Source organism: Gilliamella sp. B2887, from assembly GCF_026537015.1.
Lineage (GTDB): Bacteria > Pseudomonadota > Gammaproteobacteria > Enterobacterales > Orbaceae > Gilliamella.
Genome location: NZ_JAFNMX010000003.1, coordinates 97,780 through 119,520, shown reverse-complemented (window position 1 = coordinate 119,520; position 21,741 = coordinate 97,780). Strand labels below are relative to the sequence as shown.

Genomic DNA, 21,741 nt, shown 5'->3' with positions numbered 1-21,741 from the left:
GGTTCATAGTAAAGTTAAAATCTGCTAAAAAACGAATGAACAGTGATATTTATTCCTATCAATCAGTAAAGCTACTGAATTGAATATTGCAAGAACATGAAAAGTATTAAGGATAATTTAATATTTTGCTAAATAGCGGCACAAATAAGCTGTAGGTTCTACAACAACAACATCAAATTGACTTTCTCCTGCAATATGAAAAATTTGCCCCATTTCAAAAATCTGCCAATCTTTTGCTGTAGGTAATAATACTTTCAATGAGCCTGTAATCACAGTCATTTCTTCAGGATTATCGGTGCTAAAAATATACTCACCTGGTAGCATTACTCCAATAGATGCTTGACCAACAGACGCATTTTGAAAGCCAATGGACTGAACTTTACCATTAAAATATTGTTTTATATTTAACACAATCACTCCTTATAATTTTTAGTTAGTTTCGAATTTTGATTGAATTGAGTAATTTATTGATAAATGATTCATCTCCAAACATGTATTATTAAAAAATGAAACAGAACAACTTTAATTCAGCAATGATAGATTTATACAAAACAATATAAAATAGAGCTAAGTATATTACAGATGTTAACAGATTTAAGCATCTTTTATCGAAAAAATTTTATAGAAGATTAAAAAATTTCCTTAATTTCATCCCAAATTTTTTTAAAAAGAAAATAGCATACAGATTAGATTTTTTCCGTTAAAATCTAACTTAATTTGCTCAATAAAAGTTTATTGGAGAAAAAATGAAAATAGCAAAAAATAAAGTTGTCAGTTTAACTTTTCAAGTTCGAACTAAAGATGGTGTACTAGTTGATGAAGCAACTAAAGCCGCACCTTGTGAATATTTGCATGGAGCAGAAAACTTATTACCGGATTTAGAAAAAGCATTGGAAGGTCATCAAATCGGTGATAAATTTGATATTGAGCTAATTAATGCTTATGGTGATTTTAACGATGCACTTGTACAAAATGTTCCGCGAGATGTTTTTGTTGGTGTAGATGAATTAGAAGTTGGCATGCGTTTTTTTGCTGATACACAGCATGGACCGCTGCCGGTGGAAATAACAGCTATTGATGGAGATAGTATCACTATCGATGGCAATCACATGTTAGCCGGACAAGATTTACAGTTTGTAGGTGAAGTATTAGCTATACGTGAAGCAACAGAAGAAGAAATTGCTCATGGACATATTCATGGTGAACATGGTCACGATCATGGGCATGGCGGTTGTGGCTGTGGTGAACATGATCATGAAGAAGACGATAACCATGCTTGTTGTGGTGGTAGTCACGGTGGTTGTGGTTGTCATTAATTATTTCGACAATGATTACAATATTTCAAAAGCGCTGTTAGGCGCTTTTTTTCTATTGTGCAAAATTTCTCTTTTTTTGTGAAGTAGTTCATAATACTTTTATTGATTATTTTATCTAATTTATTATTTCACCAATAATTCAGTTTTGAATAATAGGAATTGTATTATGCCTGCACTACATCCAACATTAATGCCCCGCGAAAAGCTTTTGAAATTTGGAGTAGAAACCTTAAGTGATACTGAATTATTAGCAATATTTTTACGTACTGGTACGCGTAATTTACCTGTTTTACAGTTATCTCAACAATTATTAAGTGAATTTGGTTCCTTATATAACTTAATTAATGCAAGTCATAGTGAATTTTGTAATAAACATGGATTAGGAACAGTTAAATACACACAATTAAAAGCAGTCATTGAACTTTCACATCGATATCTTAGAGTTAAAATGGCAAATGAAAACTTTCTTTCCTCACCATCCTTAACACATCATTATTTGGCCAGCCGATTAGCGAATAAAGATCGTGAGATTTTTATGGTGATTTTTTTAAATAATCAACATCAAGTAATTACATCTGAAGAAATGTTTGTAGGTACCTACAATTGTGTCGAAATGCATCCGAGGGAAGTCGCTAGGCGAGCATTACAACATAATGCAGCAGGTTTGATTTTAGCGCATAATCATCCATCAGGAATGGCTGAACCAAGTCAGGCTGATCGTATATTAACTAAAAAAATAGAGCAAGTTTGTGAGTTGATTGATATCCGAGTTATTGATCATCTTGTAATAGGTAAAGGAGAATATGTCTCTTTTGCCGAACGTGGATGGATTTCATAAGCTTTTTTGCTTACAATATAAAAAAATGAATCGAATTAAAAAAACGCTTTATGAAACATCAATTAGAATTACTAGAAACAAAAGTTGCATTTCAAGAAATGACCATTGAAGAATTGAATCAGATGGTGGTTAACCTACAATCGGATATCAGCAAACTTAAAGAACAATTAACGTTGTTATCACAAAAACTTCAAGCTACACAAGTGTCAAATATTGCTAACTTATCTGAAGAGACTCCACCGCCACATTATTAATATGTATTGTACATTTTATAGTGACTACATTGAATTTTTAACTGAAAACACAATAATAAAGTTAATTATTTGTTATTTAAATATACCATCTCCTACAAATGAATAACCTATATTTGATTAATAAAAAACCGGCTTATAGCCGGTTTTTGTACACAATGATTTTATAATTACTCAGTTGCTGCTTCTGCTGCTTCTACTGCAGGGCGATCAACTAATTCAATATAAGCCATTGGGGCATTATCTCCATCACGGAAACCACATTTTAAAATGCGTACATAACCACCAGGACGGGTAGCAAAACGTGGACCTAAATCTGAAAATAATTTTTTCACTGTATCTTTATCACGGATACGAGCAAATGCCAGACGGCGATTAGCTACGCTATCGCTTTTGGCTAGCGTAATTAACGGTTCAACAACACGACGCAACTCTTTTGCTTTAGGCAATGTAGTTTTGATGATTTCATGTTCAACAAGTGAACTAGTCATGTTACGAAACATTGCTTGACGATGGCTGCTATTTCGGTTCAGTTGACGACCACTTTTACGATGGCGCATAACTTTATCCTTCTTATAAATTTTATCTTAGTCTTCAACAATACTTGCTGGTGGCCAGTTCTCAAGACGCATGCCTAAAGATAAACCACGAGATGCGAGCACATCCTTAATTTCAGTAAGCGATTTCTTACCAAGATTAGGAGTTTTCAGTAACTCAACTTCAGTACGTTGCACTAAATCACCAATATAATGAACTGCTTCTGCTTTTAAGCAATTAGCAGACCGAACGGTTAATTCCAAATCATCTACTGGACGTAAAAGAATTGGATCGAACTCCGGTTTATCTTCTTTAACTTCAGGTTGACGTACATCACGTAAATCAACGAAAGCTTCAAGTTGTTCAGCCAAAATTGTTGATGCACGACGAATAGATTCTTCAGGATCGATTGTACCATTTGTTTCCATATCGATAACCAGTTTATCTAAATCTGTACGCTGTTCCACACGAGCAGCATCGACAGAATAAGCGATACGCTCAACAGGACTATAACATGCGTCAACTAACAAACGACCAATTGGTCGATCTTCATCTTCTGACTTGACACGAGCAGAAGCAGGGACATAACCACGTCCTCGTTGTACACGAATACGCATACTAATTGAAGCATTGGCATCAGTAAGATGACAAATTACTAAATCAGGATTAACAATTTCAACATCACCATCATGAGTGATATCCGATGCAGTTACCGCACCAATACCTGATTTATTTAAAGTCAGCATAACATCATCTTTATTATGTACTCGAACTGCCAATTTTTTCAAATTAAGCAGAATATCAAGCACATCTTCTTGAACGCCTTCTTTAGTACTGTACTCATGCAGAACACCGTCAATTTCAACTTCGGTTACTGCATGTCCCGGCATAGATGATAATAAAATGCGGCGTAGTGCATTACCTAAAGTATGACCAAAACCACGCTCAAGTGGCTCTAAAGTCACTTTAGCATGAGTTTGACTGTATTGAACAACATCAACTAGGTGAGGTTTTAAAAACTCTGTTACAGAACCCTGCATTATGTCCTCTCTTAAGTGCTAAACTTTACTTAGAGTAAAGTTCGACGATCAAATGTTCGTTGATGTCAGCAGATAAATCTGAACGTTCTGGTAAGCGTTTAAATACACCTTCCATTTTGCTAGCATCAACTTCTAACCATGTTGGTTTTTCACGTTGTTCAGCTAACTCTAAAGCGGCTTTAATACGTGCTTGTTTTTTTGATTTTTCGCGAACACTAATGACATCTTCAGGTGAAACCTGATAAGAAGCAATGTTCACTACCTGACCATTAACAAGAACAGCTTTATGACTAACTAATTGACGAGCTTCAGCGCGAGTTGCACCAAATCCCATACGATAAACAACGTTATCTAAACGACGCTCTAAAAGACCAAGTAGGTTTTCCCCGGTATTGCCTTTAATACGCGCAGCATTTTTGTAATAATTACGGAATTGACGTTCTAAGATTCCATAAATACGTCTAACTTTTTGTTTTTCACGTAACTGAACACCATAATCTGATAAACGCGGTTTACGCGCACCATGTTGTCCAGGAGCTTGTTCTAATTTACATTTACTATCAATCGCTCGGACACCAGACTTAAGGAATAAATCTGTACCTTCACGACGACTTAATTTGAGCTTTGGTCCCAAATATCTTGCCATTTTATTTCTCCAATAATCCTAAACATTCAATGTTTAATAAAATTAAACACGACGTTTCTTTGGTGGACGACAACCGTTATGAGGAATCGGAGTAACATCAGTAATATTAGTGATGCGATAACCCGCTGCATTTAATGCACGAATTGTTGACTCACGACCAGGACCAGGTCCTTTTACCATAACTTCCAGATTCTTAATTCCGTAATCTTTGACGGCTTCAGCACAACGCTCCGCGGCTACTTGAGCTGCAAAAGGTGTTGACTTACGAGAGCCACGGAAACCAGAACCACCAGCGGTTGCCCAACCCAACGCATTACCTTGACGATCGGTAATAGTTACGATTGTATTGTTAAATGATGCATGAATATGAGCTATACCATCAGAAACTTGCTTTTTAACACGTTTACGTGTACGAACAGGTGTCTTTGCCATTTAATTATACCTCAATTATTTCTTGATTGGCTTACGCGGTCCCTTACGGGTACGAGCGTTAGTCTTAGTGCGTTGACCACGAACCGGAAGTCCACGACGGTGACGCATGCCACGATAACAACCAAGGTCTAATAAACGCTTGATACTCATAGTTACTTCACGACGCAAATCACCTTCAACTGTGAATTTAGCGACTTGTTCACGTAACGTTTCAATCTGATCTTCAGATAGTTCTCTGATCTTAACATGTTCTGGAATACCAGCTTCAGCACAAATTGTCTTAGCGCGGGTACTTCCGATACCATAAATTGCTTGTAAAGCAATTACAGCATGTTGTTGATCAGGAATGTTAATGCCTGCTATACGGGCCACTATGCACTCCTTTATTGTTAATGTTTAGTAAAATCACTATACTGAAAAGCCCGTTTTCAGGATACTCAAACAGCGATTTTACAAATAAATTTAGGCTGGCTATTCTAGCCAGCTTTACTATACTTTGGCAAGTAAAATATGCAAAAGTTACAACTTCGCAACTAAATAATTAGCCTTGACGTTGTTTATGTTTACCTTCAACGCAAATGACACGAACAATGCCATTACGTTTAATGATTTTACAATTTCTGCATAATTTCTTGACTGAAGCACGAACTTTCATGTTTTTCTCCGTAACTTCTGGCTAACTTATCGGCCGTAGCCTTTAAGGTTCGCTTTCTTTAACACTGACTCATAACGATTTGGCATCATTAAAGTCTGTACTTGTGCCATAAAATCCATGATTACAACAACCACAATTAATAATGAAGTTCCACCGAATTGAACCGGAACTTTCATTGCACTTGTCATAAACATTGGTACCAAACATACAAAAGTAATGTAGATTGCGCCAACCAGCGTTAAACGAGTCATTACTTTGTCGATATATTTAGATGTTTGTTCACCTGGACGGATACCTGGAATAAATGCACCAGATTTTTTTAGCTGATCTGCCGTCTCTCTTGGGTTGAAAACCAACGCCGTATAAAAGAAACAAAAGAAGATAATCGCTGCTGCAAAAAAGATTATATATAATGGTTGATCATGAGAAAAATATTGACCTATAAGAACAATAATATATCTCCATCCTTCACCATCTCCTTGAAACCAAGAAGCCATCATTGATGGTAACATAACAATTGTTGAAGCAAATATTGCAGGAATAACGCCTGCCATATTTATTTTTAATGGTAAATGTGTACTTTGTGCTGCATAAACTCTACGACCTTGTTGACGCTGTGCATAGTTGACAACTATACGACGTTGACCACGTTCAACAAATACAACAAAATAAGTCACTCCAACCACTAATGCTGCGACGACTAATAATAAAATCGGATGCAATGAACCAGAACGAGCTTGTTCAATTGTTTCATATATTGCATGAGGAAGACCTGCAACGATACCAGCAAAGATAATGATTGAGATACCATTACCTACACCGCGTTCCGTGATCTGTTCACCCAACCACATAAGAAACATAGTGCCAGTAACTAAGCTAACCGATGCAATAAAATAGAAAGAAAATCCTGGATCAATCACAACTTGACCATAACCAGGAATATTTGGTAAACCAGTCGCAATACCAACTGCTTGTACCATCGCTAAAGCCAATGTGCCGTAACGGGTGTACTGACTGATTTTCTTACGTCCTGATTCACCTTCTTTCTTCAATTCTGCGAGTTTAGGGCTAATGGCCGTTAATAATTGCACAATAATGGATGCAGAAATATAAGGCATTATCCCTAAAGCAAAAATTGAAGCACGGCTTAAAGCACCACCAGAGAACATATTGAACATACCAACAATACCATTAGATGATGCTTGTTCTAGTAAGTCCGATAACGCTTTAGTATCAATACCAGGAACCGGAACGTAAGAACCAAGACGGAAAACAATAAGCGCTAAAAACACAAATAATAAACGTCTTTTAAGCTCACCGCTACCGCCTCGTGTACTTTGAAAATCTAATCCTGGTTGCTTTGCCATCTTTCTAATTATTCCTCAATTTTTCCGCCAGCAGCTTCAATTGCAGCTTTAGCACCCTTAGTCACTCGAATACCGCGAACAGTTACAGGTTTAGTTACTTCACCAGATAACATAATTTTCGCATACTCGATTTGTGAATTAATCACATTAGCAACTTTTAAGCTATTTAGGTCAACAATATCACCTTCAACTTTCATTAAATCTGAAAGACGAACTTGAGCTGTAACTTGAGCTTTACGTGAGGTAAAACCAAATTTTGGTAAACGACGATATAAAGGCATTTGACCACCTTCGAAGCCGCGACGTACGCCACCACCTGAACGAGATTTTTGACCTTTAACACCACGAGTACCAGTTTTACCTAATCCAGAACCAATGCCTCGACCTACACGTTTAGGTGCATGCTTTGAACCTTCAGCAGGAGATAAAGTATTTAAACGCATTACTATTACTCCTCAACTTTAACCATGTAATAAACTTGGTTTACCATACCGCGAATCGCAGGAGTATCCTCGCGTTCAACAGTATGACCAATACGACGTAATCCTAGACCAACTAACGTTGCTTTATGCTTCGGTAGACGACCAATAGAACTACGAGTTTGTGTAATTTTAATTGTTTTTGCCATGGCTAATTACCCCAAAATTTCTTCGACGGTTTTACCACGTTTAGCAGCAACCATTTCTGGTGATTTCATATTTTCTAAGCCATCAATTGTTGCACGAACCACGTTAATTGGGTTTGTAGAACCATATGCTTTAGCTAGAACGTTACGAACTCCTGCAACTTCTAAAACAGCACGCATTGCACCACCGGCGATGATACCAGTACCTTCTGATGCAGGTTGCATATAAACACGAGAACCTGTGTGAGCACCTTTAACTGGATGCTGTAAAGTATCGTTATTTAACGCAATATTAATCATATTACGACGTGCTTTTTCCATTGCTTTTTGGATTGCTGCTGGCACTTCACGTGCTTTACCATATCCAAAACCTACGCGGCCATTACCGTCACCAACTACTGTTAGTGCAGAAAAACTAAAAATACGACCACCTTTTACGGTTTTAGAAACTCGGTTAACTGCGATTAATTTTTCCTGCAGTTCACCAGCTTGTTTTTCGATGTTTGACATCTTTAACTCCTACCTTAGAACTGTAGGCCAGCTTCGCGAGCAGCATCTGCTAGCGCCTGAACTCGACCATGATATTGGAAACCTGAACGATCAAATGAAACTTCTTTGATATCTTTCGCTAATGCGCGCTCTGCGATTGCTTTACCAACTGCTGCTGCTGCATCTTTGTTTCCAGTGTATTTTAAACTTTCACTGATAGCTTTTTCTAATGTAGAAGCGGCTGCCAGTACTTCTGATCCGTTTGGTGCGATAATCTGCGCATAAATATGACGCGGAGTGCGGTGAACCACCAAGCGAGTTGCAAGTAGTTCATGCATCTTGCGACGCGCTTTAGTTGCACGACGGATACGAGCTGATTTCTTATCCATAGTGTTACCTTACTTTTTCTTAGCTTCTTTAGTACGCACAACTTCATCTGCGTAACGAACACCTTTACCTTTATAAGGTTCAGGACGACGATAAGCACGGATATCTGCTGCAACTTGTCCAATTAACTGTTTATCAGCACTTGTTAGTACGATTTCAGTTTGTGATGGACATTCAGCTTTTACACCATCTGGTAATTGATGTTCAATTGGATGAGAATATCCAAGAGATAAACCAATTGCATTACCTTTAACTTGTGCACGATAGCCGACACCAACTAACTGAAGTTTTTTAGTAAAACCTTCAGTAACACCAATAACCATTGCATTAACCAATGCACGTGCAGTACCTGCTTGAGCCCAAGCATCTGCAAAGCCATCGCGAGGACCAAATTTAATTTGATCTTCTTCTTGATTAATTACAACAGCTTTATTAATTGTGCGAGATAACTCGCCATTTTTACCTTTAATCGTAATTACCTGACCATTGAGTTTTACCTCTACGCCAGCAGGAACAACGACAGGTGCTTTTGCAACACGAGACATTTTTTTCTCCCTTACGCTACGTAGCAGATAATTTCACCACCAAGACCTGCTTGGCGTGCTGCACGATCAGTCATAACACCTTTAGAAGTAGAAACGACTGCAATACCTAGTCCTGCCATAACTTTTGGCAATTCATCTTTACGTTTATAAATACGTAAACCTGGACGGCTAACACGTTTAATACTTTCTACAACAGCTTTACCTTGGAAATATTTTAAAGTAATTTCCAATTCTGGCTTAGTGTCACCAACAATTTTAAAGTCCCCGATATAACCTTCTTCTTTTAGCACATTGGCAATTGCCACTTTTAGCTTAGAGGAAGGCATGGTGACTGCAACTTTATTCGCAGCTTGACCGTTACGAATACGGGTCAACATATCTGCTATAGGATCTTGCATGCTCATCTATAACACTCCCCTGATTACCAACTTGCCTTTTTAAGACCAGGAATCTCACCACGCATGGCTGATTCACGAACCTTAATACGGCTTAAACCAAACTTACGAAGGACGCCATGAGGACGACCAGTTTGACGACAACGACGACGTTGACGTGATGGACTAGAATCACGAGGAAGCGTTTGCAATTTAAGCACTGCATTCCAACGATCTTCATCTGATGCATTAAGATCAGAGATAATCGCTTTTAATTCTTGACGCTTTGCAAAATATTTTTCTGCTAGCTTTACGCGTTTCTTGTCGCGTTCAATCATTGATTGTTTAGCCATTATGCCCTACCTTACTTACGAAATGGGAAGTTAAAGGCAGATAATAAAGCTCGGCCTTCTTCATCTGATTGTGCAGAAGTTGTGATAGTAATATCTAAACCACGAACACGATCAACTTTATCATAATCGATTTCAGGGAAAACGATTTGTTCACGAACACCCATGCTATAGTTACCACGACCATCGAAAGATTTTGCGCTTAAACCACGAAAATCTCGAGTACGAGGAAGAGCAATATAAACTAGACGTTCAAAAAATTCCCACATGCGTTCGCCACGTAAAGTGACTTTACAACCAATAGGATACCCTTGACGGATTTTAAAACCAGCAACTGATTTGCGTGCTTTAGTGACTAGTGGTTTTTGACCACTGATTGCAGCTAAGTCTGCAACCGCATTATCTAATAATTTTTTATCAGTAATTGCTTCACCCACACCCATATTCAAGGTGATCTTTTCGATCCGAGGGACTTGCATGACAGATTTGTAGCCAAACTGTTCTTGCAGTTTATTTACTACCTGTGCTTTGTAGTAATCATGCAGTTTCGCCATCGTACACTCCAAATTACTTATTTAATTAATTCATTAGTAGACTTATAAAAACGGACTTTTTTACCGTCTTCAATACGAAAGCCTACGCGATCTGCTTTGCCTGTAGCTGGGTTAAAAATTGCTACATTAGAAACATTAATAGCTGCTTCTTTTTCAACAATTCCACCTTCTTGATTTAGTGCAGGTACAGGTTTTTGGTGTTTTTTCACCAAATTAATACCTTCAACAATCACTTTGCCAGTAGACAAAACGCTTTTTACTTTACCGCGTTTACCTTTATCTTTACCAGTTAACACGATAACTTCATCTTCTCGACGGATTTTCGCTGCCATTACCCGCTCCTTACAGTACTTCTGGTGCTAATGAAATGATCTTCATAAACTTCTCAGAACGAAGTTCACGAGTGACCGGTCCAAAAATACGCGTACCAATCGGTTGCTCACTGTTATTATTTAAAATAACACACGCATTGCGATCGAAACGAATGACAGATCCATCAGGACGACGAACACCTTTTCTAGTGCGCACAACCACAGCTTTAAGTACATCACCTTTCTTAACTTTACCACGTGGAATTGCTTCTTTGATAGTAACTTTGATGATATCACCTACCGCTGCATAACGACGGTGCGATCCACCGAGAACCTTGATACACATTACACTACGTGCGCCAGAGTTATCGGCAACATCTAGCCTAGTCTGTTCTTGGATCATTTTAATGCTCCGTATAAATTAATTATTGTCTAATCTACCTTCATCCACCTCAACTTCCATGGATAAGAATAGACAACCAAAAACCCACTTACGTGAGGGCGCATAGTATAACACCACTCAAATAAAATGGATAGCATAAAATAAACGGCCGTCGAGCCGTTTATTATATTATGTACAGTTTTTAATCAAAAAGATTAACTAACCGCTTTTTCAACGATTCGAACAAGAGTCCATGATTTGGTTTTTGATAATGGACGACACTCTTTAATTTCTACAGTATCACCAATACCACACTCGTTGTTTTCATCATGTACATGCAATTTAGTCGTACGTTTAATGAACTTACCATATAACGGATGCTTCACTTTACGTTCAATAGCTACAGTAATAGATTTATCCATTTTGTCGCTAATAACACGACCTTGCTGAGTACGAATTTTTACTTCAGTAGTCATATTACGCACCCGCCTTCTCAGTTAATAACGTTTTAACTCGTGCAATATTACGACGCACTTGTTTTAACATATGAGTTTGTGTTAACTGACCCCCAGCTAATTGCATACGTAAGTTAAATTGCTCACGTAATAAATTAAGAAGTTCAGTATTTAACTCTTCAACGCTTTTTTCGCGTAGCTCTTTTGCTTTCATTTACATCACCGTCTTAATCACAAAGGTGGTTTTAATTGGCAGTTTTGCAGCTGCCAACGCAAATGCTTCACGAGCAACTTCTTCCGGTACTCCGTCCATTTCATAAAGGACTTTACCTGGTTGAATCTGAGCAACCCAGTATTCAACGTTACCCTTACCTTTACCCATACGCACTTCAAGTGGTTTTTCAGTAATTGGTTTATCAGGGAAAACTCGAATCCAGATTTTACCTTGACGCTTAACTGCACGAGTCATTGCACGACGTGCCGCTTCGATCTGGCGCGCAGTCAAACGACCACGACCCACAGCCTTAAGACCGAATGTACCGAAACTAACGTCAGTACTTACAGCAAGACCACGATTGCGGCCCTTGTGCACTTTACGGAATTTTGTACGCTTTGGTTGTAACATCAGCGACGCTCCTTATTGTTTTCGGCCTTTGCGCTGCTTTTTCGGTTGAGCAGCAGGTTGTTTTTCTGCTTGTTCAACGGCAGCCATACCACCAAGGATCTCACCTTTGAAGATCCACACTTTAACACCAATAATACCATAGGTTGTTAATGCTTCAGACAAACCATAGTCGATGTCAGCACGTAATGTATGTAAAGGAACACGACCTTCACGATACCATTCACTACGAGCGATTTCAGCGCCGCCTAAACGACCACTTACTTCAACTTTGATACCTTTAGCACCCGCTTTCATTGCGTTTTGAACCGCACGTTTCATAGCACGACGGAACATAACACGGCGTTCTAACTGAGAAGTAATGCTGTCAGCAACTAATTTAGCATCAAGTTCAGGTTTACGAACTTCGGCAATATTAATTTGTACTGCAACATCACGTTTTTCTCTTTTGTCTTTATATTTATTGACAATAGAAGCTACGGCATTACGTAATTTTTCAACATCCTCACCTTTTTTACCAATCACAATACCTGGACGAGCAGTGTGAATAGTAATGCGAACGTTGGTTTCTGCTGAACGATCGATTACAATCTTAGAGATTGATGCTTGTGCTAATTCTTTGTTCAAGAATTCACGCACTCTAAAATCACTTTCTAAATTATCAGCGAATGTCTTTGTACCCGAATACCATGTAGATGTCCAAGGCTTGACGATGCCTAGTCGGATACCATTTGGATTTACTTTTTGACCCATTGCTATTCTCCAGCCTAGCGATCTGAGACGATCACGGTGATGTGACTCGTACGCTTCAAAATTCGATCTGCACGACCTTTCGCACGAGGCATAATACGCTTCATGGTTGGGCCTTCATCTACGAAAATTTTCGCAACTTTTAGATCATCAATATCAGCACCATCGTTATGCTCTGCATTAGCAATAGCAGACTCTAATACTTTTTTAACCAGTACAGCCGCTTTTTTATTGGTGTACGTTAAAATATCAAGTGCCTGAGACACATTCTTACCGCGAATAAGATCTGCAACTAAGCGAACTTTTTGCGCAGAAGAACGAGCGTGGCGATACTTTGCAATTGTTTCCATCTCTTTCTCCTACTTATTTCTTCTTAGCTTTCTTATCAGCCGCGTGGCCGCGATAAGTACGAGTCGGCGCGAATTCACCCAATTTATGACCAACCATTTCGTCGGAAACATAAACAGGAACGTGCTGACGACCATTATGGACAGCGATGGTCAAACCGATCATATTAGGAAAGATCGTTGAACGACGGGACCAAGTACGAATTGGTTTCTTGTCCCCGCTTTCCACCGCTTTCTCTACCTTCTTCAGCAAGTGTAGGTCAATAAAAGGACCCTTCTTGAGAGAACGTGGCATAGCTAATCCTCTATATTAATTATTTCTTATTGCGACGGCGAACAATATACTTATCAGTACGTTTGTTGCTACGCGTTTTCAATCCTTTGGCTTTTTGACCCCATGGAGACACAGGATGTTTACCAAAGTTACGACCTTCACCACCACCATGTGGATGGTCTACCGGGTTCATTGCTGTACCACGAACAGTAGGACGAATACCACGCCAACGCGAAGCACCTGCTTTACCTAATACACGAAGCATATGTTCTGAATTACCCACTTCACCAATAGTGGCGCGGCAATCAGATAACACTTTACGCATTTCACCTGAACGTAGACGTAATGTTACATAAGCACCATCACGAGCAACGATTTGAACATAACTACCAGCTGAGCGAGCAAGTTGTCCGCCTTTACCTGGTTTCATTTCAATATTATGCACGGTAGAACCGACTGGAATATTACGCATCGGTAAACAGTTACCTGTTTTAATTGATGCATCAACACCAGATTGGATCTGATCACCTGCTTTTAAGCCTTTAGGCGCTAAAATATAACGACGTTCACCGTCTTTATATAAAACCAATGCAATATTTGCACTGCGATTTGGATCATATTCCAAACGTTCAACAACTGCTGGAATACCATCTTTATTACGCTTAAAGTCAACAATACGATAATGTTGTTTATGACCACCGCCGATATGACGGGTAGTGATACGACCATTATTATTGCGACCACCAGTTTTGCTTTTTGAATCAAGCAACGGTGCATAAGGCTTACCTTTATGCAACTCTGGGTTAACCACTTTAACAACGTGGCGACGACCCGGAGATGTAGGTTTACACTTAACAACTGCCATTGTTCTTACTCCTCCGAATTACTCAGCGACGCCAGCAAGGTCTAAATTTTGACCTTCTGCTAAAGTAACGTAAGCTTTTTTCCAGTCGCTACGGCGACCGATTTGTTGACCACGACGTTTAACTTTGCCTTTAACAACAAGTGTATTAACGCCATCTACTTTAACTTCAAATAGTTGTTCAACTGCGGCTTTAATCTCTCTCTTAGTAGCATCTTTAGTAACTTTCAATACTAATGTATTCGTTTTTTCCATTGAAATAGATGCTTTTTCAGAAATATGTGGTGCTCGCAGGACTTTAAGCAGACGCTCTTCACGAATCATGCTAACATCTCCTCTACTTGTTTAACAGCATCAACAGTGATAACCACTTTGTCAAATGCAATCAAACTAACTGGATCAATACCTGCCACATCACGCACATCAACTTTATGTAAGTTACGTGCTGCTAAGAAAAGATTTTCATCAACATCAGAAGTAATAATAAGAACATCATTAAGGTTCATATCATTTAATTTCTGAGTTAATAATTTAGTCTTAGGTGCTTCAACAGTGAATGTTTCAACCACAACTAAACGTTCTTGACGCACTAATTCAGAGAAAATACTCTTTAATGCACCACGATACATTTTACGGTTAACTTTTTGGCTATGATCTTGTGGTTTTGCTGCAAATGTCACACCACCGCTACGCCAAATAGGGCTCTTAATAGAACCTGAACGAGCACGACCTGTGCCTTTTTGACGCCATGGTTTTTTACCTGAACCAGCGATTTCTGCACGAGTTTTTTGTGCGCGTGAGCCTTGACGAGCAGCAGATGCATAAGCAACAACTACTTGATGAACTAACGCTTCATTAAACTCACGTCCGAAGGTAGTTTCGGAAACAGAAAGCGCTTGCGCGTCTTTTACTACTAATTCCATCTCTATCTCCTCGACGTTAAGCCTTGATTGCCGGTTTAACAATTACGTCACTATTAATTGCGCCTGGAACAGCACCTTTTATTAATAAAAGGTTACGTTCTGCATCAACGCGCACGATATCTAAGTTTTGAACAGTTACACGCTCATTACCTAAGTGACCTGCCATTTTACGACCTTTGAACACTTTACCTGGAGTTTGGTTTTGACCGATAGAGCCATGACCACGGTGTGCCAAAGAGTTACCATGAGTTGCATCTTGAGTACGGAAATTCCAGCGTTTAGTTACACCTGCATAACCTTTACCTTTAGATGTTCCAGTAACATCAACTTTTTTAACGTCAGTGAAAATATCAACGTTAATATTTTGACCTACAGTAAATTCGCCTTCTTCAAAACGGAACTCCCATAGACCACGACCAGCTTCAACGCCAGCCTTAGCGAAATGACCTGCTTCAGGTTTATTTACGCGGCTTGCTTTTTTGCTGCCAGTAGTAACCTGAATAGCTTGATAACCATCATTCTCAAGCGTTTTAACTTGAGTAACGCGGTTGCTTTGAACTTCTACTACGGTGACAGGAATAGAAACACCTTCTTCAGTGAAGATTCGTGTCATTCCTACTTTACGACCGATTAAACCAATCATTGTTTCGACCTCTCAATCATTCAGCTTAGGATTAACCTAAACTGATCTGCACATCAACACCGGCAGCAAGATCTAGACGCATTAAAGCATCAACTGTTTTTTCAGTTGGCTCAACAATATCAACTAGACGTTTATGAGTACGAATCTCATATTGATCACGCGCATCTTTATTTACGTGCGGAGAAATCAATACAGTGAAACGCTCTTTGCGTGTCGGTAATGGAATAGGACCACGAACTTGCGCACCAGTGCGCTTCGCAGTTTCTACAATTTCAGCAGTTGATTGATCAATCAAACGATGATCAAACGCTTTTAACCGGATACGGATTCTTTGGTTCGACATGAGACCAGAGCTCCATTATTTAAAAGTTATAACAAAAGATTACTCCTCTCACCCTGTTTCGATTGACAGGAGAGTGTAATCCGTTCTTTTCGTAACCCCCAAATCGGGAGTATTGTTAATATAATTCAATATATTACATATTAATTATATTTTTATACGCATTTGCTGTTGGAAAATCAACAAACAAAGTGCGTCAATTATACGTAAATTATAAACGAATGCAAGGAGTAATTAATAAAGCATACAGATAATTATTTAACGAACAACATTTTTAAATAACAAGTATAATTATAGGTTTTTGACGCTTGAAAATGAATTTAATCACAACACATCATTTTTAAAAATAAATTATTCATAAATACAGACCAACCTTCCCGCCATTTATTTCAATATAGTAAACTCCATCAGTACTAACAGTAATAGAGATACGTTTCACGCCCTACTGATGAAACTTGTCAACAAATTTAAAAATATTTTGATTGGAATAAATTTTCATACCAATTAAAATTTCAGTTTCTAAACGATTAGGTTTTAAAATGTGAATTTGTGATAATCAATCTTTAATTTTATGAGATTCGAAAGCGAATAAGGTATCAATAAAAATGTGACAATAATTATGATAATAAGGAAGAAAAACGCTTTACAGCAATTAAAACAAATTATGGTAAATAAAACCGCCATCATGGCGGTCTCTTTAATGATCTTCTTTAGCGTGATTTAAACTGTATCTTGGAATTTCAACTTCAAGATCTTCATCAGCAACTCGCGCTTGACAACTTAATCGACTATGAGGCTCTACTCCCCAAGCTTTATCAAGCATGTCATCCTCTTGCTCATCACTTTCTTCGAGTGAATCAAAACCTTTGCGGACAATACAATGGCATGTTGAACAAGCACAAGACATTTCACATGCATGTTCAATTTCAATATCATTACGAAGTGCAACTTCTAAAATAGATTCACCTTCTTCAGCTTCAACTGTTTTGCCTTCAGGACAAAGATCAGCATTAGGTAAAAATGTAATTTTGGGCATAATAATCTCGTTTGTTAAATATCATCAACTTTATGGCCAGTTAAGGCTTGACGAATTGATCTATTCATACGTTTAGCAGCAAACTCTTGAGTCACATTATCAACAATTTTAATATGCTTTTTGATAGCATCACTATCATCTAATTCACTTACTGCTTGTAATTGATGTTTAGCGATTAAAATCTGATTAAGCTGTTGCTCATTTAATAGATCCGCATCTTTATCTAAGGCGCTTTGTAAACTTTCAAGTACTCGTGCTGCTTCAACCTTTTGTTCGACAAGTATTCTTACTTGTTTATCTTGCTGCGCATGATTGATTGAATCTTGGATCATATTAGCAATTTCATTATCAGTTAGACCATAAGAGGGCTTAACTTGAATTGCGGCTTCAACACCTGTTGATTTTTCCATTGCTGTAACATTTAATAAACCATCCGCATCCACTTGGAAAGTGACACGAATATGTGCTCCGCCAGCAGGCATTGGGGGAATACCTCTTAGCGTAAATCGAGCCAACGATCGGCAATCTGCAACACTTTCACGCTCACCTTGTAACACATGAATCATCATGGCTGTTTGACCATCTTTGAATGTGGTAAATTCTTGAGCTCTGGCACATGGTATTGTGCTATTACGTGGGATGATTTTTTCCACTAATTCCCCCATCGTTTCTATTCCTAAAGACAAAGGAATAACATCGAGCAATAACATATCTGAATCGGGCTTATTACCAATCAGAATATCAGCCTGTATTGCCGCACCAATGGCAACAACTTTATCAGGATCAATTGAAGTTAAAGGCTCGTTTCTAAAAAAATCACCTACTAATTGTCGGACTAAAGGGACGCGAGTTGATCCACCAACCATGACAACTTCAACCACTTCATCAATATTGATTTCAGCATCTCTTAATGCACGACGACAAACCACTAAAGTTCGTTTAATTAAAGGTTCAATTAAGTTTTGAAATTGTTCACGCGTTATAGTTAAGGTTCGACCTTCTATATTGGCTAAAGCGGAGTTTTGCTGACTTAATTCTATTTTTATTTTAACTGTTTCATCAATAATTTTTTGGTTTATATAAGGATCAGTATTATTTGCTAAACCTAATTTATTTTTCAAATAATCAGCAAGCAATCGGTCAAAATCATCACCACCAAGCGCTGAATCCCCCCCCGTTGCTAAAACCTCAAACACACCTTTATGTAGACGCAAAATAGAAATATCAAACGTACCACCACCTAAATCATAAACTGCAATAACGCCTTCTTTGCCAGAATCTAAACCATAAGCGATAGCAGCAGCGGTTGGTTCATTCAATAATCTTAAAACATGCAGTCCAGCTAATTTAGCAGCATCTTTAGTCGCTTGCCGTTGCGCGTCATCAAAATAGGCTGGCACTGTAATTACAACACCATCCATCTCGCCTCCTAAACTCTGTTTTGCACGTTGAGCTAAGGCATTCAAAATTTCGGCGGATACTTGTATTGGGTTAACTTGATTATTAGGCAAATTCAATAACGGAACACCATTATCAGTTTGTGAAAAACTATAAGGAAAATAAGCAGTATCAATATCAGATAACTTTCTACCCATTAACCGTTTAACAGAACTCACCGTATTTTGAGGATCATTCACAGCATTAGATTTTGCATACTTACCAATGGTAATAATAAGATTATCATCAACACCTAAACCGTAGTGAACTACTGACGGTAATAAAAAATCATTATCCAAATCTGGCAGCACTTCGGCTTGTCCGCTACGCACAGTAGCAACTAGTGAATTGGTTGTACCTAAATCAATACCCACAGCTAAACGACGCTGATGAGGTTCAGGAGTTTGTCCCGGTTCACTAATTTGTAATAATACCATTTGAATTGTCTCTAATTGATCTATGCTTAAGTAAGATTATAAAGCATATTGTTTTTCTTGTAACTTTTCGATTTGTTCAATCAATCTAGTTAAATAGCGGATTTTAAAGATTTGATTAAGAGCAGCTGCCCAATCTTGTTTATTCACATATTCTAATAATTCTTTATAAACATCACGTTGACGAGCAAAGACTTCCGAATGAAAATCTTCTAATATAACAAAATCATTCTGACTTTCTATGTCTTCTAATTTTTCACGCAAAGCAAATTGTTCCATTAAAAAATCAGCATCATGGATAATATTTTGCTCTGTTACCACATCAAAACCTTGTAAAGACAAGAAATGTTCAGCAGCTTTAATCGGATTTTTTAATGCATAATAACCGTCATTAATCATTGCTGATTTTTGTACCATCATTATTTTATCGCTATCGCTAGCAATGGCAAAATTATCGGGATGATATTGTTTTTGTAATTGTTGATAATGCGCAGTTAATAACGACATATCTACAGGTAGCTGAATGGGTAAATCAAATAGCTTGAAATAATTAGCCATATTCATTGTCTCAATTACACATTAAAGCTTTCGCCGCAGCCACACTCGTTCTGCGAATTGGGATTATTAAATTTAAAACCTTCGTTTAATCCCTCTTTAACAAAATCCAATTCAGTACCATCAATATAAACCAAACTTTTTTTATCAACAATGACTTTAACATTTTTATCTTCAAATACACTATCATCATCGTTAATAATATCAGCAAATTCTAAAACGTATGCCATACCGGAACAACCTGATGTTTTAACGCCCAATCGCAGTCCAACTCCTTTTCCTCGATTAGCAAGAAAAGCTTGAACACGATTAGCCGCACTCGTTGTTAGTGTAATTGCCATTAACTTTGACCTTTTTTAGTTTTATAGTCATCAATTGCCGCTTTAATTGCATCTTCCGCTAAAAGCGAACAGTGAATTTTAACGGGTGGTAACTCAAGCTCTTTAGCAATATCCGTATTCTTAATTGCTTGCGCTTCATCCAAAGATTTACCTTTAATCCACTCAGTAACTAAAGAACTTGATGCAATTGCACTACCACAACCATAAGTTTTAAATTTAGCATCTTCAATGATACCGTCATCGTTTACTTTGATTTGTAGGCGCATAACATCACCACATGCAGGTGCCCCAACCATGCCACTGCCAACGTTGGGATCATTTTGATCAAAAGAACCAACATTACGAGGATTTTCATAATGATCAACTACTTTTTCGCTGTATGCCATAATTTACTCCTATTTTTTAATGGGCTGACCATTTGATTTTACTTAGATCAACACCATCTTTAAACATTTCCCAAAGCGGAGATAATTCTCTTAATTTACCAATAGAGTCTTTGATTAGTTTAATCACATAATCCACTTCTTCTTCAGTACTAAATCGACCAAATGAAAAACGTATCGAACTATGGGCAAGTTCATCATTAAGGCCAAGAGCCCGTAACACATAAGATGGTTCTAAACTAGCAGAAGTACAAGCTGAACCTGATGATACAGCCAAATCTTTTAAAGCCATCATCAATGATTCACCCTCAATGTAAGCAAAGCTTACGTTTAAAATATTAGCAACGCTGTGTTCTAAAGAACCATTAAGATAAACTTCTTCTATATCTTTCAAGCCATTCCACAAGCGATTTTTTAAAGCTAATAAACGCGGCATTTCAGTTGCCATTTCTTCTTTAGCAATACGATATGCTTCTCCCATACCAACAATTTGATGCACAGGTAAAGTTCCAGAGCGCATACCCCTCTCATGACCACCACCATGCATTTGTGCTTCAATACGTACTCTAGGTTTACGCCTTACATAAAGCCCACCGATACCTTTAGGACCGTAAATTTTGTGACCTGAAAATGACATTAAATCAACTTTCAATTTTGTAAGGTCAATTGGCAATTTACCGACACTTTGGGTTGCATCAACGTGAAAAACAATACCTCTTTCACGACACATTTCACCAATTTTTTCGATATCTTGGATGACGCCAGTTTCATTATTGACATGCATAATTGATACAACGGTTGTATCACTGCGCATTGCAGCTGCTAGTTTATCTAAATCCAATATTCCATTAGATTCAGGGGCCAAATAAGTTACTTCATAGCCTTCACGTTCAAGTTGACGACAGGTATCAAGTACCGCTTTGTGTTCGGTTTTACAAGTAATAATATGTTTACCTTTAGCTTTATTGAAATGAGCTGCCCCTTTAATCGCTAAGTTATCAGCCTCCGTTGCTCCTGAAGTGAACACAATTTCTCGGGAATCAGCACCAATAAGATCGGCAATTTGATTTCGAGCAATATCCACCGCTTCTTCGGCTTGCCAACCAAATTTATGAGAACGGGATGCTGGATTACCAAAAATACCATTTGGTGTTAAATATTGTATCATTTTTTCAGCAACTCTAGGATCAACCGGCGTTGTAGCTGCATAATCCATATAAATAGGTAATTTCATTAATTA

Annotated in this window: 38 protein-coding genes; 3 read left to right on the top strand and 35 right to left on the bottom strand. The window is 38.0% G+C overall.

Annotation, left to right across the window (positions count from 1 at the left end; translation table 11 throughout):
• Positions 1–117 precede the first annotated feature (117 nt).
• Positions 118–411, bottom strand: a complete 294-nt coding sequence (gene ppnP, locus J3U13_RS03960; RefSeq protein WP_267340287.1) for a pyrimidine/purine nucleoside phosphorylase — start codon at positions 409–411, stop codon at positions 118–120.
• A 335-nt stretch (positions 412–746) separates the two neighbouring features.
• Between ppnP and slyD the strand changes: the two genes are divergently transcribed.
• From slyD to J3U13_RS03945, 3 genes are all read left to right on the top strand, one after another.
• Positions 747–1,316 (top strand): peptidylprolyl isomerase, encoded by a 570-nt coding sequence (gene slyD, locus J3U13_RS03955; RefSeq protein ID WP_267340286.1) that lies wholly within the window; start codon positions 747–749, stop codon positions 1,314–1,316.
• A 166-nt stretch (positions 1,317–1,482) separates the two neighbouring features.
• Positions 1,483–2,154, top strand: a complete 672-nt coding sequence (gene radC, locus J3U13_RS03950; RefSeq protein ID WP_267340285.1) for a RadC family protein — start codon at positions 1,483–1,485, stop codon at positions 2,152–2,154.
• Between the two features lie 50 nt (positions 2,155–2,204).
• Entirely contained in the window at positions 2,205–2,408 is a 204-nt protein-coding gene (locus tag J3U13_RS03945) for a SlyX family protein (RefSeq protein WP_267340283.1), read from the top strand.
• Positions 2,409–2,575: 167 nt separating this feature from the next.
• On the opposite strand, the gene rplQ is transcribed toward J3U13_RS03945, so the two are convergent.
• From rplQ to J3U13_RS03775, 34 genes are all read right to left on the bottom strand, one after another.
• Entirely contained in the window at positions 2,576–2,965 is a 390-nt protein-coding gene (rplQ, locus tag J3U13_RS03940; protein WP_267340282.1) for a 50S ribosomal protein L17, read from the bottom strand.
• Between the two features lie 27 nt (positions 2,966–2,992).
• Positions 2,993–3,982, bottom strand: a complete 990-nt coding sequence (locus tag J3U13_RS03935) for a DNA-directed RNA polymerase subunit alpha (RefSeq protein ID WP_065738256.1) — start codon at positions 3,980–3,982, stop codon at positions 2,993–2,995.
• Positions 3,983–4,007: 25 nt separating this feature from the next.
• On the bottom strand, positions 4,008–4,628 hold the full coding sequence (gene rpsD / locus J3U13_RS03930) for a 30S ribosomal protein S4 (protein ID WP_267340281.1): 621 nt from the start codon (positions 4,626–4,628) through the stop codon (positions 4,008–4,010).
• A gap of 42 nt (positions 4,629–4,670) precedes the next feature.
• Positions 4,671–5,060, bottom strand: a complete 390-nt coding sequence (gene rpsK, locus J3U13_RS03925) for a 30S ribosomal protein S11 (RefSeq protein ID WP_025314405.1) — start codon at positions 5,058–5,060, stop codon at positions 4,671–4,673.
• A 15-nt stretch (positions 5,061–5,075) separates the two neighbouring features.
• A complete protein-coding gene (gene rpsM, locus J3U13_RS03920) occupies positions 5,076–5,432 on the bottom strand; it encodes a 30S ribosomal protein S13 (protein ID WP_267340280.1) in 357 nt (118 codons plus the stop codon).
• Positions 5,433–5,601: 169 nt separating this feature from the next.
• The gene (gene rpmJ / locus J3U13_RS03915) at positions 5,602–5,715 is read right to left on the bottom strand and encodes a 50S ribosomal protein L36 (RefSeq protein ID WP_025314403.1); all 114 of its coding nucleotides are present in this window, start codon (positions 5,713–5,715) and stop codon (positions 5,602–5,604) included.
• A 26-nt stretch (positions 5,716–5,741) separates the two neighbouring features.
• Complete coding sequence (gene secY / locus J3U13_RS03910) at positions 5,742–7,082, bottom strand: preprotein translocase subunit SecY (RefSeq protein ID WP_267340279.1); 1,341 nt, start codon at positions 7,080–7,082, stop codon at positions 5,742–5,744.
• Positions 7,083–7,090: 8 nt separating this feature from the next.
• On the bottom strand, positions 7,091–7,525 hold the full coding sequence (gene rplO, locus J3U13_RS03905) for a 50S ribosomal protein L15 (protein WP_025314401.1): 435 nt from the start codon (positions 7,523–7,525) through the stop codon (positions 7,091–7,093).
• Positions 7,526–7,530: 5 nt separating this feature from the next.
• Positions 7,531–7,710, bottom strand: a complete 180-nt coding sequence (gene rpmD / locus J3U13_RS03900; RefSeq protein WP_025314400.1) for a 50S ribosomal protein L30 — start codon at positions 7,708–7,710, stop codon at positions 7,531–7,533.
• Between the two features lie 6 nt (positions 7,711–7,716).
• Positions 7,717–8,217, bottom strand: a complete 501-nt coding sequence (gene rpsE, locus J3U13_RS03895) for a 30S ribosomal protein S5 (RefSeq protein ID WP_065569211.1) — start codon at positions 8,215–8,217, stop codon at positions 7,717–7,719.
• 14 nt (positions 8,218–8,231) lie between these two features.
• The gene (gene rplR, locus J3U13_RS03890) at positions 8,232–8,585 is read right to left on the bottom strand and encodes a 50S ribosomal protein L18 (protein ID WP_025314398.1); all 354 of its coding nucleotides are present in this window, start codon (positions 8,583–8,585) and stop codon (positions 8,232–8,234) included.
• A gap of 9 nt (positions 8,586–8,594) precedes the next feature.
• Entirely contained in the window at positions 8,595–9,128 is a 534-nt protein-coding gene (gene rplF / locus J3U13_RS03885; RefSeq protein WP_267340278.1) for a 50S ribosomal protein L6, read from the bottom strand.
• Between the two features lie 11 nt (positions 9,129–9,139).
• Positions 9,140–9,532, bottom strand: a complete 393-nt coding sequence (gene rpsH, locus J3U13_RS03880) for a 30S ribosomal protein S8 (RefSeq protein WP_039129274.1) — start codon at positions 9,530–9,532, stop codon at positions 9,140–9,142.
• Positions 9,533–9,549: 17 nt separating this feature from the next.
• Positions 9,550–9,855 (bottom strand): 30S ribosomal protein S14, encoded by a 306-nt coding sequence (gene rpsN / locus J3U13_RS03875; RefSeq protein ID WP_025314395.1) that lies wholly within the window; start codon positions 9,853–9,855, stop codon positions 9,550–9,552.
• Positions 9,856–9,866: 11 nt separating this feature from the next.
• Complete coding sequence (gene rplE / locus J3U13_RS03870) at positions 9,867–10,406, bottom strand: 50S ribosomal protein L5 (protein ID WP_065558584.1); 540 nt, start codon at positions 10,404–10,406, stop codon at positions 9,867–9,869.
• Between the two features lie 17 nt (positions 10,407–10,423).
• Positions 10,424–10,738, bottom strand: coding sequence for a 50S ribosomal protein L24 (gene rplX / locus J3U13_RS03865; RefSeq protein WP_267340275.1), 315 nt, complete (start codon positions 10,736–10,738; stop codon positions 10,424–10,426).
• Positions 10,739–10,748: 10 nt separating this feature from the next.
• The gene (rplN, locus tag J3U13_RS03860) at positions 10,749–11,120 is read right to left on the bottom strand and encodes a 50S ribosomal protein L14 (RefSeq protein WP_025314392.1); all 372 of its coding nucleotides are present in this window, start codon (positions 11,118–11,120) and stop codon (positions 10,749–10,751) included.
• Between the two features lie 194 nt (positions 11,121–11,314).
• Positions 11,315–11,575, bottom strand: a complete 261-nt coding sequence (rpsQ, locus tag J3U13_RS03855; protein WP_025314391.1) for a 30S ribosomal protein S17 — start codon at positions 11,573–11,575, stop codon at positions 11,315–11,317.
• 1 nt (position 11,576) lies between these two features.
• Positions 11,577–11,768: a 50S ribosomal protein L29 gene (gene rpmC / locus J3U13_RS03850; RefSeq protein WP_034902373.1), complete on the bottom strand. Its 192-nt coding sequence runs from the start codon at positions 11,766–11,768 to the stop codon at positions 11,577–11,579.
• Positions 11,769–12,179, bottom strand: a complete 411-nt coding sequence (rplP, locus tag J3U13_RS03845) for a 50S ribosomal protein L16 (protein WP_025314389.1) — start codon at positions 12,177–12,179, stop codon at positions 11,769–11,771.
• Between the two features lie 12 nt (positions 12,180–12,191).
• The gene (rpsC, locus tag J3U13_RS03840; protein WP_025314388.1) at positions 12,192–12,929 is read right to left on the bottom strand and encodes a 30S ribosomal protein S3; all 738 of its coding nucleotides are present in this window, start codon (positions 12,927–12,929) and stop codon (positions 12,192–12,194) included.
• A 14-nt stretch (positions 12,930–12,943) separates the two neighbouring features.
• Positions 12,944–13,276 (bottom strand): 50S ribosomal protein L22, encoded by a 333-nt coding sequence (gene rplV, locus J3U13_RS03835; RefSeq protein ID WP_025314387.1) that lies wholly within the window; start codon positions 13,274–13,276, stop codon positions 12,944–12,946.
• 13 nt (positions 13,277–13,289) lie between these two features.
• Positions 13,290–13,568 (bottom strand): 30S ribosomal protein S19, encoded by a 279-nt coding sequence (gene rpsS, locus J3U13_RS03830; protein WP_024496505.1) that lies wholly within the window; start codon positions 13,566–13,568, stop codon positions 13,290–13,292.
• A 19-nt stretch (positions 13,569–13,587) separates the two neighbouring features.
• The gene (gene rplB, locus J3U13_RS03825; RefSeq protein WP_160401459.1) at positions 13,588–14,412 is read right to left on the bottom strand and encodes a 50S ribosomal protein L2; all 825 of its coding nucleotides are present in this window, start codon (positions 14,410–14,412) and stop codon (positions 13,588–13,590) included.
• Positions 14,413–14,430: 18 nt separating this feature from the next.
• The gene (gene rplW / locus J3U13_RS03820) at positions 14,431–14,733 is read right to left on the bottom strand and encodes a 50S ribosomal protein L23 (protein WP_267340272.1); all 303 of its coding nucleotides are present in this window, start codon (positions 14,731–14,733) and stop codon (positions 14,431–14,433) included.
• Entirely contained in the window at positions 14,730–15,332 is a 603-nt protein-coding gene (gene rplD, locus J3U13_RS03815; RefSeq protein WP_025314384.1) for a 50S ribosomal protein L4, read from the bottom strand. Before rplD ends, rplW begins: the two co-directional genes overlap by 4 nt.
• Before the next feature lie 16 nt (positions 15,333–15,348).
• Complete coding sequence (rplC, locus tag J3U13_RS03810; protein ID WP_267340271.1) at positions 15,349–15,975, bottom strand: 50S ribosomal protein L3; 627 nt, start codon at positions 15,973–15,975, stop codon at positions 15,349–15,351.
• Between the two features lie 31 nt (positions 15,976–16,006).
• Complete coding sequence (rpsJ, locus tag J3U13_RS03805; RefSeq protein ID WP_006120582.1) at positions 16,007–16,318, bottom strand: 30S ribosomal protein S10; 312 nt, start codon at positions 16,316–16,318, stop codon at positions 16,007–16,009.
• Between the two features lie 694 nt (positions 16,319–17,012).
• Complete coding sequence (gene fdx / locus J3U13_RS03800) at positions 17,013–17,351, bottom strand: ISC system 2Fe-2S type ferredoxin (protein WP_034884110.1); 339 nt, start codon at positions 17,349–17,351, stop codon at positions 17,013–17,015.
• 14 nt (positions 17,352–17,365) lie between these two features.
• Positions 17,366–19,225, bottom strand: a complete 1,860-nt coding sequence (gene hscA, locus J3U13_RS03795) for a Fe-S protein assembly chaperone HscA (protein WP_267340270.1) — start codon at positions 19,223–19,225, stop codon at positions 17,366–17,368.
• Between the two features lie 36 nt (positions 19,226–19,261).
• Positions 19,262–19,780 carry a Fe-S protein assembly co-chaperone HscB gene (gene hscB / locus J3U13_RS03790; RefSeq protein WP_267340269.1) on the bottom strand — a complete coding sequence of 173 codons (519 nt, stop codon included), beginning with the start codon at positions 19,778–19,780 and terminating at the stop codon, positions 19,262–19,264.
• Positions 19,781–19,794: 14 nt separating this feature from the next.
• A complete protein-coding gene (gene iscA / locus J3U13_RS03785) occupies positions 19,795–20,118 on the bottom strand; it encodes an iron-sulfur cluster assembly protein IscA (protein WP_267340268.1) in 324 nt (107 codons plus the stop codon).
• Positions 20,118–20,504, bottom strand: coding sequence for a Fe-S cluster assembly scaffold IscU (gene iscU / locus J3U13_RS03780; protein ID WP_025314376.1), 387 nt, complete (start codon positions 20,502–20,504; stop codon positions 20,118–20,120). Before iscU ends, iscA begins: the two co-directional genes overlap by 1 nt.
• 16 nt (positions 20,505–20,520) lie before the next feature.
• Entirely contained in the window at positions 20,521–21,735 is a 1,215-nt protein-coding gene (locus J3U13_RS03775) for an IscS subfamily cysteine desulfurase (RefSeq protein WP_267340267.1), read from the bottom strand.
• Positions 21,736–21,741 lie beyond the last annotated feature (6 nt).